At 53.3% G+C, this 15284-nt stretch carries 9 protein-coding genes; 5 read left to right on the top strand and 4 right to left on the bottom strand.

Annotated elements, in window-relative coordinates; translation table 11 throughout:
* Positions 1-71: 71 nt before the first annotated feature.
* Positions 72-3140: a winged helix-turn-helix domain-containing protein gene (locus tag K3T83_RS20095; protein WP_220204729.1), complete on the bottom strand. Its 3069-nt coding sequence runs from the start codon at positions 3138-3140 to the stop codon at positions 72-74.
* Between the two features lie 86 nt (positions 3141-3226).
* On the opposite strand from K3T83_RS20095, the gene K3T83_RS20090 reads away from it, so the two are divergent.
* The 3 genes from K3T83_RS20090 (at position 3227) to K3T83_RS20080 (ending at position 8354) form a co-directional block, all read left to right on the top strand.
* A complete protein-coding gene (locus tag K3T83_RS20090) occupies positions 3227-3667 on the top strand; it encodes an NUDIX hydrolase (protein ID WP_220204728.1) in 441 nt (146 codons plus the stop codon).
* Between the two features lie 327 nt (positions 3668-3994).
* Positions 3995-7492 carry a DNA-directed RNA polymerase subunit beta gene (gene rpoB / locus K3T83_RS20085; RefSeq protein ID WP_220204727.1) on the top strand — a complete coding sequence of 1166 codons (3498 nt, stop codon included), beginning with the start codon at positions 3995-3997 and terminating at the stop codon, positions 7490-7492.
* Between the two features lie 142 nt (positions 7493-7634).
* The gene (locus K3T83_RS20080; RefSeq protein ID WP_220204726.1) at positions 7635-8354 is read left to right on the top strand and encodes a 2OG-Fe(II) oxygenase; all 720 of its coding nucleotides are present in this window, start codon (positions 7635-7637) and stop codon (positions 8352-8354) included.
* A 72-nt stretch (positions 8355-8426) separates the two neighbouring features.
* Here the strand turns inward: K3T83_RS20080 and K3T83_RS20075 are convergent, their stop codons facing one another.
* Entirely contained in the window at positions 8427-9695 is a 1269-nt protein-coding gene (locus K3T83_RS20075) for an MFS transporter (RefSeq protein ID WP_220204725.1), read from the bottom strand.
* Positions 9696-10071: 376 nt separating this feature from the next.
* On the opposite strand from K3T83_RS20075, the gene K3T83_RS20070 reads away from it, so the two are divergent.
* Entirely contained in the window at positions 10072-10854 is a 783-nt protein-coding gene (locus tag K3T83_RS20070) for a hypothetical protein (RefSeq protein ID WP_220204724.1), read from the top strand.
* A gap of 75 nt (positions 10855-10929) precedes the next feature.
* Here the strand turns inward: K3T83_RS20070 and K3T83_RS20065 are convergent, their stop codons facing one another.
* Together K3T83_RS20065 and K3T83_RS20060 are read right to left on the bottom strand one after the other, a co-directional pair.
* Positions 10930-12642, bottom strand: coding sequence for a PrsW family glutamic-type intramembrane protease (locus K3T83_RS20065; RefSeq protein WP_220204723.1), 1713 nt, complete (start codon positions 12640-12642; stop codon positions 10930-10932).
* Between the two features lie 175 nt (positions 12643-12817).
* Positions 12818-13435, bottom strand: coding sequence for a PadR family transcriptional regulator (locus K3T83_RS20060; RefSeq protein WP_220204722.1), 618 nt, complete (start codon positions 13433-13435; stop codon positions 12818-12820).
* Between the two features lie 207 nt (positions 13436-13642).
* Here K3T83_RS20060 and K3T83_RS20055 point away from each other — a divergent pair, with 207 nt between their 5' ends.
* Entirely contained in the window at positions 13643-15229 is a 1587-nt protein-coding gene (locus tag K3T83_RS20055; RefSeq protein ID WP_220204721.1) for an apolipoprotein N-acyltransferase, read from the top strand.
* The last annotated feature ends 55 nt before the right edge of the window (positions 15230-15284 follow it).

Raw genomic sequence — 15284 nt, 5'->3', positions numbered from 1 at the left:
TATTACGAGCACCATTGAAAGGTTCCTATCACCCGTGAGGGTGATTTTCGGGGAGATATCTCGTTGGGGATTTACAACAAATGGAGCAGGTGAGCGACCTCGTGGGCCTCCTGACGACTGGTTACGTTGAGCTTACGATAAATACTTTTCACCTGCGTCTTCACGGTATTAATAGAGACCACCAGTTCTTCAGCAATTTCCGGCCCGGAGTTGCCAGCAACCAGCAAACGCAACACACGCTGCTCCTGGGGACTCAGCACCCTTACCACGCCATCTCTATGCACTCCTTCGGCTTGATATCCCTGAAAAGCAAACAACAACAATCGCATATATGCCAGCAATGACGAACGCAACGAACTGGAACGCCTTTGCGCACGCATCTCAGCAAGCAGCGAACGCAACAGCACCTCTATGGGCCTCCCTTCATCCAGAAAGACGCGCTGACAACCTTCAGGCCGCGCCTGTTCCAATGCCTGCAAAAGCGCCTGTCCTGCACGAGGCTGATCGTTAAGGCAACCATATGCCAGAGCTTGTTGCAGCAAGATCTCTATCTCACTTCTTGCGCGCTTCATCTCCCTGGCCTCTGCCAACCAGCAATCGAGCAAGCTCAGAGCGGCTTCGGCCTCTCCTTGCGAGATCAAGAGGCGAGCTTGCAACAGCGCCTCCTGCTCCTGCTGCAGGCGAAACAGATCGTCGCTGGCCTGCTGCATAGAAGCTTCCCAGCGCTGTACAGCGTTTACATCTCCACTCAGGAGCGCAAGTCTTGCCTGATAGAGATGCAGCTCTCGCTGATAGCGTGGCTTTTTTGCCTGGGCAATCGCCTCTTGCAACAGCGACATTGCCTGCTCAACTTCGCCACGAGCAACGTGTATCTGTGCCAATACGAGGGAGGCCACAACGAGCAGCGACTCTAGAGAAAGCTGCTTGCCAATCGCCAGCGCCTCTCGTCCCTGCTGCTCTGCAAGCTCCAATCTGTTCCACTCATAGGAGAGTTGTGCACGTCCAGCCAGAGCGTGCCCCCTGTCGTCCAATGCTCTACCATCCTCCGTTTTGCGGAGCACTTGCTGATAGAACTGTTCCGCCTGATGTAGTTCTCCCTGTCGATAGCAGATCTCGCCTAAAGCAATCAGAGCGGCCAGGGTCGAATAGAGATTTTTTGCGGCCTCGCAGCAGGACCGTGCCTCTGTGAACACCTGTCGAGCCACCTGAAGCCTTCCCATTAAGAGTTCCAGCAACCCCACATTGAGTAAGCTCATACCGCGCGCATCAACCTCGTGTGCAGGCAAGAGCTCCAATGCTTGCTTTGCAATAATAGACGATTCTTTGTAATCTCCCTGCCAAAAAACGAGCAGCGAATGAAAGGCCAGTACGATCCCCAGTCTCTCATCGTTGCCTGCGCTCCGCCAGTAGTGTGCGGACTTCTTGAGCGGAGCCTCGATCAACGGACGACTGGCTGGGGCTGAGCGATCCAGAGTGAACAGCAATGTTACCGCCAGGGCAAAATCAAGCGTCGGATGTTCATGCAATATCGCCTCTGGCAACTGCTCCAACCAGCCACGCAACAGATGCATCTGATAGGGCGTCTCCCTCTTTTCAACCACACGCTCGATCAAACGAGCCGCCCGCAAGAAATCATGGATAGAGAGAGCAGCCTCTATTGCCTCCGTCCACATCTCTTGCTGTTCATACCAGAGACTCGCGCGCATATAGATCGTGTGAATCGACTCTCCATCCAGGCGGCGTCTTGCTTCGTGACGCATTGCCTCCGCAAAGAGGGCGTAGTAGCGATACCAGTGACCCGATCCATCAAGGGCTAGCAGAAAAAGATTTGTGCGCTCCAATTGTTCAAGCAAAAGCACGCTATCGTGCCGACCTGTGATAGCATCACAGAGCGTACCCGTCAGGCTATCAAGCAAACTACTTTGCAGGAGAAATGTCTGCAATGGCTCTGGCTGAGCGTTCAGCACCTCAATCACAAGATATTCCAGAATGTGGCGATGGCTACCGCTAAACGTCGAGAGAAAATGCTCGATCTCCTGCGGATCATCACGCCCCTGAAGCGCAAGGACGGTCAATTTCATGCCTGCCACCCAACCTTCGGTACGCTGCAAAAAACGCTGAAGCGCCGCAGTAGCAAGCTGCAAAGAGAAATTCTGCTTCAGAAAAACTTGAGCTTCTGTCGATGAAAAGCGCAGGTCTATGGCCCGTAATTCATAGGCATCGTTTTGCGCACGCCAGCGAGCGAGAGGAAGCGGTGGATCACTCCTGGTCACGATCACGACATGCAACGACGGCGGCAGATGATCGATGAAATCCATCAGCGTCTCGTGAATCTGAGCCGAGGCAATGACGTGATAATCCTCCAGTATAAGCACTCTTCTATCGGCAAGTTGAACGAGATCGTTGACGAATGCCGCAAGCAAACGATCAAAGGACAGCGGTTCGGCTGATGGCTTTTGCGAACGGTCCAGCAATTCAAGAGATGATTGACCGATGGCGGAGTCAAATAGCTGGCAAGCAGTAATCAGGGAGCGCCAGAAAAGAGAGAGGCTGTTGTCCCTCGCTTCCAGAGAAACCCAGGCAACAGGCAGTAGCATGCGCTTCTCGCATCGGTCGGCTATCCACTGGCTCACCAGGGTCGTTTTCCCAAAGCCAGCCGGGGCCGAAAGTAGAGTACATTTATATGCTAACCCACTATCCAGCCGCGCCAGCAACCGTTCACGCGCGACAAGCCTGCTCTGCTGGCGGGGTGGGTGCAATTTTGTTGGCAGCAAGGGGACGCGCTGTATCAAAGAGACTGGTTGCTGTTCCAGCTTCTCCCCCTCGTTAGTCAAGGCTCTGGCAACAGTTTCCAGGCGATCAACGGTCAAATCTGCTGAGCGTCCAGCATACTTTTTCAAGGTCTGCCGTCGATAAGAGCGATAGGCATACCAGTAGCCTTCTTCTCCACGTGATCGCGCCTCTTTGAGCAGGCTCACACGCCCCTGCTTTCCCTGAAACGAGAACGAGGAATGCGCCATCAACCAATCCAGTAACCATTCGCTCTTCCCCTGCAACACACAGACATTTCCCTGCCCAAGCAGTTCATAGCTATCTCTTTCGCTCGACCAGCGTAGCACCCATTGTGCAGTTCGTGGCATACTCTTTTTCCTGGCACATTTTGGTAATTCCCCAACGCTTAATAAGGGTGATTATAGCAAGGATAGGAAAGGAGTGCAAGGTCATTTTGACCGTTGCTGCACTCAAAACGTCCTTATTGGTAGTGGAACTAACCCGACTCGTCGGCCTTTACACTCGCCCACAATGGTTTGGCAGTCCCCACAGCGCGATTTTCGCAGCGCGACCCATTGGCGGCTCTCTGCGTCCCCAACCCGAAGAGGTACTGGCCCTCCAATATGCTTCCCCTTCACATCTGCCAGAACCGTTTCTGTGGTGGCATCGTCAGCCCATTCTCGATGCAATGCAGGATGTTGGCTGCAGCGTCGTCTGGACACAACACGTCTCCTGGCCGACCGATCTTCAGCTTATCCCGCAGGCTCTTTACACGCTGCGCGATCAGCAGGGAATTCCCGATGAACTGTTGCATGAAGCGTGGGTATACCTGGGACGACACCCACAGGCAGAAGATCAAGTGCTGGAAGTGGGGGATAAAAGTAGTGGGGCATAGAGAAACCGAGTAAAAGAGGGTATAATAGAGAGTAAAGTACATCTTTGAGAGCTGGCTTGTCCTGTCATCTCAAACTGCACTCATATGAAAATACGTTTCTGAACATTCAGCAACACATCCATCTATACTAATTATAACAGTATTTGTTGGAAAAAACATCGTCCATAGGGTCGGTGTTTTTTCGCATGTTTTTTGCTACCCTAGCAAAAGATACAATCTGTCTCTTCTTTAGAAGAAAAAGAGCAAAAGTACGAACCAGACGCTTTTAGCGTGCCTTTCCTCTGTAGGCGATTGTAGGCGACCCGGTGAAAGGAGAAACACTATCCTATGGCTGTCAATACTAAAGCCATCGCGCTCCCTGAGCGTGTATCCTTCGCACGTATCCCAGATATTCGACCCATGCCAAGCCTGATCCAGATTCAAATAGATTCCTTCGAGTGGTTCAAGCGCGAAGGTCTGCGCGAACTCTTTGAAGAAATCTCTCCCATCGAAGATTTTACAGGAAAAAATCTGAGTCTGGAGTTTATTGTTCCTCCAGAGCCGTTTGGACCAACCCGCTATTCTGAGGAGGAGTGCCGTGACCGCGACGCCACCTATTCCGCTCCTCTCACGGCCAAAGCGCGCCTGATCAATAAAGAAACTGGCGAGATCATCGAAAAAGATATCTTCATGGGCGATTTCCCTCTCATGACACGCGAAGGCACCTTTATTATCAATGGAGCTGAGCGCGTCGTGGTCAGCCAGCTCGTCCGCTCTCCCGGCGTCTACTACAGTATTGATGAAGACGAGGCGACCGGAAAGCGGCTCGTATCAGCCAAGCTTATTCCTAATCGCGGCGCATGGTTGGAGTTTGAGACCAGCAACAAAAATTTGCTTTCCGTCAAAATCGATCGCAAGCGTAAGATTCCTGTGACAACGCTCTTGCGCGCCATCTCAGGCCTCGCTCGCGAATATTATCACATCGAAGAGCTGGACCTTTCGACGGACCAGGGCATTCTCGACGCCTTTGCGGGCGTTGATGATGATGCGACGATCCGTTATATTCAGGCGACAATGGATCGTGATCCGATCAAGAAGGAAGACGAAGCACTGCTCGAACTGTACAAAAAGTTGCGTCCGGGCGATCCGGCCACGTTGGAGAATGCGCGCTCGCTGGTGCGCAACCTCTTCTTCAATCCGCGCCGCTACGATCTGGGCAGCGTCGGGCGCTACAAGCTCAATCGCAAGCTCGACCTGAGCATTCCACAACATCAGCGCATCCTCACTCAGGATGATCTGGTCAATATCGTTCGTCGCATGGTTTATCTCAATAATGGGCATGGCCGCAAGGACGACATCGACCATCTGGGCAACCGCCGTGTGCGCTGTGTTGGTGAGCTGATCCAGGGCCAATTCCGCGTGGGACTGCTGCGTATGGAGCGCGTCGTCAAAGAGCGCATGAGCATTCAGGAACCTGGACAGGCCACACCCAACGCGCTCATCAATATTCGCCCTGTAGTGGCTGCGATGCGCGAGTTCTTTGGTGGGAGCCAGCTTTCCCAGTTCATGGAGCAGACCAACGCGCTCTCCGAGATCGGTCTCAAACGTCGTCTCTCAGCACTCGGTCCTGGCGGCCTCTCCCGTGATCGCGCTGGATTCGATGTCCGTGACGTTCACCAGTCGCACTACGGCCGCATCTGCCCGATTGAGACCCCAGAAGGTCCAAACATCGGTCTGATAGGCAACCTGGCGACCTATGGGCAGATCAATCCTTTCGGCTTCATCGAGACTCCATATCGCAAGGTCTGCAAACGTCTGGCTGCTAACGATCCCCGCCTGATTGGACGCGAGTTCCGGGGCGTCATTGGACGTGAGCGCGAAGGCGTGAAGCTGCCCGATGACACCGTGCTCATCAAGCCTCGGACCTATGTGCGTGTCGATGAGGCGCTCTTCAAGCAGTTGTCCGAACTGCTGGGCGATGCTCCTGTACGCATCAAGCCCTTTGTCACTGACGAAGTGGATTATCACACCGCCGATGACGAAGAGAACTACTGGATCGCACAGGCCAATGCAAAGCTGACCGAGAACAACGAGTTTGCTGAAGAGCGCGTGCTGGCTCGCTACCAGGGTGAGTTTGCTGAAGAGCGCTCCGATAGCATCGATTTTATGGATGTCTCGCCTCGGCAGACCGTCAGCGTCGCCACCGCACTGATCCCGTTCCTGGAGCACGACGACGTGAACCGCGCACTCATGGGTGCGAACATGCAGAGGCAGGCGGTCCCGCTGCTGCGTCCACAGTCTCCAATCTGCGGCACCGGTATGGAGCGACAAGTTGCCGTCGACTCTGGGCAAGTGATCGTCAGCCGCACCAACGGAGAGGTAATGTCCTCGACGGCGCGCAAGATCGAGGTGATGGATGAGCAGGGAGAGCTACATACCTATCGTTTACGCAAATTCGTGCGCTCGAATGCTGGCACTTGCATCAACCAGCGCCCTATCGTTAACAAGGGCGACATGGTCAGCGCAGGACAGGTGATCGCTGATAGCTCCTCAACCGAGTTGGGTGAACTGGCGCTGGGTCAGAACATCCTGGTGGCCTTCATGAGCTGGGAGGGCGGCAACTTTGAGGACGCTATCCTCGTGAGCCAGCGCATCGTGCGTGAGGACTACTTCACCTCGATTCACATTGAGAAATACGAGTCAGAGGCGCGCGATACGAAGCTGGGACCAGAAGAGATCACGCGCGACATCCCCAATGTGGGTGAAGAGGGACTGCGCAACCTCGACGAGCGCGGCATCATCTATGTCGGGGCAGAGGTCGGCGCTCAGGATATCCTGGTCGGCAAGATCACCCCGAAAGGCGAGACCGAACTGACGGCAGAAGAGAAGCTGCTGCGTGCCATCTTTGGTGAAAAGGCTCGTGAGGTCAAAGATACCTCGCTGCGTGTACCACACGGCGAGCGCGGCAAAATCGTTGAGGTCAAGATCTTCTCGCGTGAGGCTGGCGACGAGCTCCCTCCCGGCGTGAACCAACTGGTCCGGGTCAGCATTGCACAGAAGCGCAAGATCGGCGCTGGCGACAAGATGGCGGGACGGCACGGCAATAAAGGCGTCATCTCGCGCGTCCTGCCGATTGAAGATATGCCCTTCCTGCCCGATGGCACCCCGGTTGACATTATTCTCAATCCGCTGGGTGTGCCGCACCGCATGAATATCGGTCAGATCATGGAGACCCACCTGGGCTGGGCTGCCAACGCCCTCGGCTTTAAGATTGCAACCCCCGTTTTTGATGGGGCCAGCGAGGAAGACATCGAAGAGATGCTGCGTCGCGCCAATCTGCCAGATTCGGGTAAAGTGCAGTTGTTTGACGGACGCACTGGCGAACCCTTCGACCATCCGGTCACGGTTGGCTACACCTACATGTTGAAGCTGGCACACCTGGTCGAAGACAAGATCCACGCGCGCTCAACTGGCCCATACAGCCTGATTACTCAGCAGCCGTTGGGTGGAAAGGCGCAGTTTGGTGGGCAGCGCTTCGGTGAGATGGAGGTTTGGGCGTTGGAGGCCTACGGTGCCGCCCATATCCTTCAGGAGATCCTCACCGTCAAGTCCGACGATACAGTTGGTCGCGTCAAGACCTACGAGGCTATCGTCAAGGGTGAGGATATCGTCGAACCTGGCGTGCCAGAGTCGTTTAAAGTGCTGGTCAAAGAATTGCAAAGTCTGGGCATTAACGTTGAAGTCCTCAACGATGATGAACAGAAAATTCAATTCGTTGAAGACACTTCAAGCGACGTGATGCCGGAACTAGGCATTAATCTCTCTGGTTTCGAGGGCGGGCAATAATCCTCGCAAACCGCAGCTGAAGGGTCATTGTTATCGATGGCCTTTTAGCTTTTCCTCAAATTGCCAGCGCAAGAATCGGATAGCCAGACACCTCCAATAGTTCTATGCTACAAGCACAAAGGACTATTGGAGGTGCACTATTATGTTTCGAACGATTGCTATCGGCGAACAAATCAATCAATTTGACTGGCACACACTTGAACATAACCTCGATGAGCAGGGTTATGCTATACTACCGCCGGTGCTCATTCAACAGGAATGCCACAACCTGATCGAGCTATATCGGGATGAGAGCAAGTTTCGTAGCCACATCGACATGGCCCGCCATCGCTTTGGCATAGGCGAATACAAGTACCTGGCCTATCCCCTGCCAGAACCAGTACAAAAGCTTCGTGAGTCGCTCTATCCTCATCTCGCCGGGATTGCCAATCGCTGGATGCAAAAACTTGCAAGCGATGTTTCTTATCCAGAGGAGCTATCCAGCTTTCTCCAACGTTGCCACACACATAATCAAACGAGACCAACGCCTCTCATATTGTGGTACGAGACGTGCGGCTACAACTGCCTGCATCAAGATATCTATGGGGAAATCGCTTTTCCGTTTCAGGTCGTCTTTGTCCTCAACCAGCGCCACATCGATTATACAGGTGGCGAGTCGCTGCTCATTGAGCAGCGTCCACGCGCACAATCTCTTGGTCGCGTCATCACGCTTGAGCAGGCAGAGGGTCTCATCTTTCCTACCCATCATCGCCCGGTTGCTGGAACGCGAGGATGGTATCGGGCCAACATTCGGCATGGAGTAAGTCCAATCCTCTCCGGCCAGCGCTTCAGTCTCGGGATTATTTTCCACGATGCAAAATAAATCCCACCACCCACAACTGAGGAGAGGCTCTGTTCGACAGATTGCACCAATTGCAGCAATCTGTCGAGTTGCCTATGCCTGATCGGCGGCTTGATTGGCTCTCAAGACAGGAGTAGCCAGGAAGGTTGCGATAATCGCCAGGGCCACGAAGCCAATACCGACCCAGTATGGCACCGCATGATTGATCTGTGTATAGAGTATGCCGCCCAGCAGCGGTCCTATAATCATTGCCAGCGATTGAATCGACTGGCTACCACCCTGAACGATTCCTTGCTGGCGTGGTCCGGCTGCACGGGATAACAAACCACTGAGCGAAGGCTCCAATAGGCCCGTACCAACCGCAAAAAGGGCAACGCCACCAAACACGAGCAAAGGTGAAGGGATCAACGCGATGACCCCAAGCAGCAGATATGCACCAGCCACACAGACCAATCCACCAACTGTTAGCTTGATCTCACCGAACATCGGCAGCAGACGCCCGATCAACACACCTTGCATCAGAATATCAACGACGCCTACGACAGAAAAAATCGGGCCAATCGTATCGGCATTCCAGTTCAAACTATCCTTCACCAGCACCGCAATATTGGCTTGCATGATAGCGAAAGGGAGCGCGAAGAGAAAGATCGCCAGCAACAACCAGCGTAATTGTACTATAGCAAACAGCTTGCGAAATTGCGTCAATGGATTTAGCTGTGGCAGGGTAATCTGCTCGCTCCGATGCTCTTTACTGAGGCTTTCGGGCAGGTAAAAGTAGCCCCAGACGACGCTGACTACAGTAAGGCCAAAAGCGATATAGACAGGCACCGCGTAGCCCAGCTCCGAGGCAAAGCCGCCAATCGCGGGGCCAACGATAAAGCCAGCGCCAGAAAGTGCCCCAAACAGGCCGAAGTATTTGCCGCGCTCCTCCGCTGGTGCAGTATCGCCGATATACGCAAACAGAATGCTGAAGTTTCCGCCAGTCAGTCCGTCAATGGCACGCGACAGGAAGAGAACCCAGAGCGCCCCGCCTATCCCAAAGAGCGCATAGCCAATGGCTGAGCCAATCAGACAGATGAGCAACAACGGGCGGCGACCGAAATGATCGCTCAAGGCACCAAGCGTGGGAGCCGCGAGCAGCTGAAAGATCGAGTAAATCGTGACCAGCCAGCCAACCACCAGGGCTAGATCACCCTGATTACGTGTATATTCTTGAGCGATGAAGGGCATCACCGGTAAAAAGATCGTGCCACCCAACGAAGAGAGCAGAACGGTCACAACAAGAAAAGCGAAGGTCTTGCGATCCGGCCCCGTCGAACGCCCCTGAACAGTTATAGTTTCTGAGACATCAGATGAATGCATGGTCTTCTCCGTGAGAGCTCTCTACTCGCTGTAGAAAGCAGACAATGTACAAACGCATGGCAATAGTGTAGCTTACACAGCCGCGCTCTGGCATCATGCAAATGAGTGATCGCATGGATGATTTGCTGACTACACCAAAGCGTTAGATAAATGTAAAATCATAAATTTTTCTTACACAATGTTTACAGTTATTTGACCCTTATTACTTGCCTCAAGAGTATAGTTAGATCGTGCAGGGCGGACTTGCGACGAAAATCACAGGGATAACGTTACTCTTCTGTACACGTCAACCTGACGTATCTTCTTGTGGACCTTCTTTTCGCCGGCATGGTTCGCCAGGTACAATTTTGATATGTGCATAAGGAGTAGAAAGAAAGTGTTAGTGCGAACGTTCCCTAAAACTTTTGTTGGCGCTTCCTTCCTCTTGTTGATAGCAACGACCATGTTGGTCGCTTGCGGCGGTGATGGCAACGCCGCCGCCTCCACAGGCTCATCCGGTGGCACCGGCGCGAAACAGGGTGCAAGAAGAGGTGCGATGGAGACCGGAACTATTGATAAATACGATGCAACCGCTAAGACGCTGACCGTCAAGAAGAGCGATGGCTCAACCGCCACCTTCACAATCACGAATGCTCGCATAGTGAAGAGCCAGAAGATCAGCTCTCAGGATTTGAGTACGGCGCTGGGCACCAGTGACATCAGGGTATCAGTCATGGGTCAGCAAGCCAGCGATGGAACTTACACAGCACAGAACATTACCGTGTCGGACACAACCGCGATGGGCAATGGGGCACCACCTGCTGGTGGCCCTAAGAATGGTACACCGCGCGTAGGTGGACCTGGCGGCGGCACTCCCCCTGCTGGCATGAATGGTACACCGCCGGCCAATGGGATGCGCCGGATCATGCTCCAGAACGCAAAAGTGCAGGATAATCAATTGACCGGAACAGATCAGGCGGGGAAAACAATTACCGTTAAATTGAGCGATACAACTACTATCTTTAAAGAGACGACCGGGACTGCGGACGACTTGAAAGCAGGCCAGAACGTTAGCGTAACGCCGGCCTTCTCCCAGAATGGCAACACCAGCAATAACCAGGAGGCTCGTATGATTATTGTTGGCGATATCGCGGAGACTGCTCAGCAACCTGCTAACTAAAATCTCCACGTTGCTTTTCAGATAAAAAGAGCATCTCTGAAGCGCTTTCAGAGATGCTCTTTTCTATTGCTTCGCTTATACACGAACTGGAACGCGCTGTTGGATTGGCTGATTGATAGGCATTGGACGAGACGGATTGACGTTGGCAGGCGGTTGCTGCTCCTCGTTCTTTGCTCGCAGCCTCTTTGTCACGAAGAGGAAGAAGACCAGCATCAACACGGTCTCAACCACATAAACCAGAATAAACGCCGGCAATGTGACTGGACCAAGCGGAAGCGTACCATTCTCAAGGTATGGGCCGATAGGAGCCGGTAGCAGTTGGAGGCCAAATGAGCCGTTCCAGAGGGCATGCTGCATAATGGCATATCCCCAACAACCAAAGGCCAGCCAGACGCGGTTGGCCTTGCCCGTCGAGTCGCGATGCGTGATAAAGTACCAACCAAGCGCAACCATCCCAGCGCCAAAGCCATGCAACAATCCGGCACTGCTGCGCTGCAACGCCACGCTCAACCAGTCTTGATAGCCTTGACCAATATAGCCGGTCGTTTCAACCAGATCAAAACCGATGCCGCAAGCCATTCCCAGCACAAACGCCTCTGCCGCGCTGCGGATACGCCCGATCAGAACCACAACTGCCAGCGGCTTGACGGCCTCCTCAACGATTGGCGCAATCACCGAGACCAGGATGAACATGAACAGGATCGAGCGAAAATCATTGGGAACAGGCTGGTCAGGATTGTCCAGCGAAGTGATCTTCACGCCTAATTCCAGCGAGACGACAACGGATAGCACCAGCTCAAAGACGAGGGCCAGCAAGATCCCCAACGTCGAACCGCTGATGAGCGCGACCGCGAAACGTCGCCACGTGGTCGGCCATTGGATCTGTTTGGGAAAATGGATGCGACGTAGCCCAAGCGACATGACCGTGGCGGCAGGCAAGATGCCGGACAGCACGATCAATAGCACGGTCAGCGCGGGATATGCTACCGATTGTCTGGTAAAGTACAGGTACGTACCAACGGCGATCACCAACAGGTAGAGTCCCAGAAATGCCCAGAACGGAGGCAGTTTGAAGCGAGACGACCCTTTTTGGGGGAAAAACCATGCGCGAATGCTATGATACAGCGCGAAGCCGCCACCAGCCAGGCCAGCCAGCGCAAAGGCGAGAAACTCCATCAGACTCGCAAATTGCATATCCTGGCTGATACTTCTGGTAGATGGCATGAGCACAGTTATCAGAAAGATGAACAGGCAGAGAAACCCGGTGATAATGGATAGTATCGAGCCAACAAACGAGGTGATGGCAGTAGCGAGTTGATACCCGCTACGACGTGGCTTCTGAGGATACCAGTAAGGGTAATAATAACCTGGATAATAGCCATAGGGCATAGGTGGATAAGGATAGCCGCGTTGCCCGTTATATCCTGGTGGCGGTCCATAGGCGGGACCATAAGGATGGAACGGCTGCTGTTGTCCTCTCATCTGAGGGGCAGACGGCATTGATCCAGGGGCTGGTTGATAGGGCTGGTACGCTGGACGAAACTTTGGAGCCTCGGACCTGGGTACAGCCAGCGAGCCGGTGACGTGTTCGCGATAGACTGGCTCTGGTGGGAGGTTTTGTGCAGGTTGTTGTACAAGCCTCACCCTGGCCGGCACGGTACGAAGCTTTGGCTGTGTATCTTCATCATCAAATCGCTCTGATGGAGGTGGTGATGGTCGGCGTGGCGGAAAGCGTTGATAGTTTTGTGGTGTGGGGTCGGGAAACGGCCCCATGTATTCAGAACCCACGATTATTCAGCCTTCTTTTTGATGACTATATTTCTACGTTAGCAATAGTACGATTGAACCATGCACAGAGTTTCCTAAACAGTACAACGATCCCACTGGTAGTATATCAAAAATGACGCGCTTCTCGCATTACAGCCAGTACAAGAAGGGATAAAAAGAGGCCGAAGAACGACTTTTATTCCTCTGCCTCGTGGCCCTCTAGTGATCCACTCACAAGGGCCAGCGCATCATAGAGCCAGTTAAGATAGGTCTTCTCGAAAACAATGGCAAAGTCGGCAACGAGGCGGAAATAGAGATCCTCTTCCTCTTCGGTCGCGTAGGGATTGGGCCGACCACTGGCCTGGACTGGAGTGTCGCGCACGGGCAGATATTGCTGGATCTCCCGATATTGCAACAGGCGTTGTTGATGTGCTGCAATTCCATTGCGCAGGTTCTCTTCGAGTGCAGCGGGAGGAGCGAACCTGCCAAAAAGCACTTTCAGCAATAATTCATCGCGCAGTTGGAGGATGGCCGGTGGCTGCTTCTGCCAGGCAGCCAGGGCGTCATGACCTGCCTGCGTCATCCGATAGACCTTGCGATCCGGGCGCGACTCCTGTTCCTCGCGCTCCATCTCCAGCCAGCCCAGATCTTGCATGCGCCGTAGCTCATTATAGATCTGGCTATGTGCTGCGCTCCACATCGGAGCAAGTACATGGTCAAAGAGGCGCTTGATATCGTAACCAGACATTGGCCCCCAGAAAGCCAGCAAGCCCAGGACGCCATAGGTAATCGGATATGCTTCAGGGCGACTCATGGCAACTCCACTGCACTCCAAAATTAATTAGCACTATGTTCACTCATCATATGCTATCAGGTCATAGCTGGCTTGACAAGACATAGCCAGCTTCATTGTCACAAATACGTAACACTTTTGCCATATGTCAGCCACATATGCTCGATATACTTTTCCTATTCTCTACAAATTCATTCTGCTATTCATACAGAAAGGTTTATGCATGCTATGAAAAAGCAACCTGCTTCCCATCAGGAAAGATATGGGTATCTGTGGCTGGCTCTTGGCCTTATCCTCTCACTCTTTGCCACAAATGGACGCTGGGATATCCCTATAGCAGCCTGGCTCTATCCTCTCTTTTTCCTGCGGTTTACACGCATCAGTAGACCCTTCATCGGTTTCTGTGGCATCTGGCTGTCCTCCATTGTCGCCATGTTCTTTTTTTTCTATCAATCGCAGTTACTCAATCCATTGATTACCATCGCCTGCTTGTTCTTCAGCACCGTACTATCGCTGCCTTACCTGCTTGATCGGCTCCTTGCCCCTCGCATCAGTGTCGCAAGTGGGCTGTTGACGACGCTGATCTTCCCTCTAGGTCGTGTTGTCTGCGAATACCTCGTTTCCTCCACGCCCTTTGGAAGCCTCTTCTCACTTGCTTACACCCAATACGACAACCTGCCCCTCTTACAACTCCTCTCCATCACCGGCATTTATGGAGTGAGTTTCCTGATGGCCTGGTTCGCTTCAGTGGGTAACGGCATCTGGGAGCAGCACTTTGCCTGGCCCAGGATTCGCAAGGCAGCGCTGCTCTACGGCACGTTGCTTGCGCTGACGTTGATCGGTGGCAGCATACGGCTCGCCTTCTTTCCACCCTTAGCTCAGACCGTTCGTGTCGCGGGGATCAGCGTTGGGACTACCACGCGTCAGACATTATTACAGCAGCGGCGAAACTTTACGACGAAAGAGCAACTGACGAATGCTGACCTCTCGCCGTTGCGCGCCGCCTTTGCCCTCAATAACGAGGATTTGTTCACGCGTAGCCAGCGCGAAGCTCGCGCCGGAGCAAAGATTATTGTCTGGCCCGAAGCGGCGGCCCTGACGATGGTTGAAGATGAAGCAAAGCTGGTCGAACGAGGTAAGACGCTGGCCCGGCAAGAGCAAATTTACCTGGAAATGGGACTCGTAGTGGTCCAATATAAGGCTTCATCTCTCCCAGCTCTACACGATAGAAGCATCTTGCTTGATCCACAGGGCAATGTCGTCTGGACCTATGATAAAGCGCATCCTATTCCGGGTATGGAGAGCTTTGCGGCAGGCGATGGGGTAGTTCCAACCGTCGATACTCCTTATGGGCGTCTGGCAAATGTGATCTGCTTTGATGGCGACTTTCTTGACTTAATGAGGCAGGGAGGCAGCAAGCAGGTTGATATGATGCTCGTTCCCTCCAACGATTGGCAGGGCATCGATCCCATGCATACACAGCATATTGCCTTCCGCGCCATCGAGAACGGCTATTCGTTGGTACGGCAAACAAGCAATGGTCTGGCGCTCACAGTCGATTATCAGGGACATATCCTGGCCGCCAGCGACTACTTCACCACTAACGAGCAAACCATGATCGCCTTCGTCCCGAAGAAAGGCGTCACAACCATCTACGCCCTTGTTGGAGACCTGTTCGCCTGGCTCTGCATCGCAAGCCTGCTTTCGCTCACAGGCTTCGTCATCCTCCGCTCCATCCAGAGCCGCCGGAAAGTTTCCGCGCCTGCTACCACGCCAACGAACGCAGGAGACAAGGTTGAGACAGGAATCTTATAAACTTTTTACATCAAATAAATTTATACGGGCCTGATAAATCAGGCCCGTATAAAAG

It is taken from the genome of Reticulibacter mediterranei, assembly GCF_016587455.1.
Note: the sequence above shows the minus strand (reverse complement) of the source record. Positions and strands in the feature narration are given on the sequence as shown.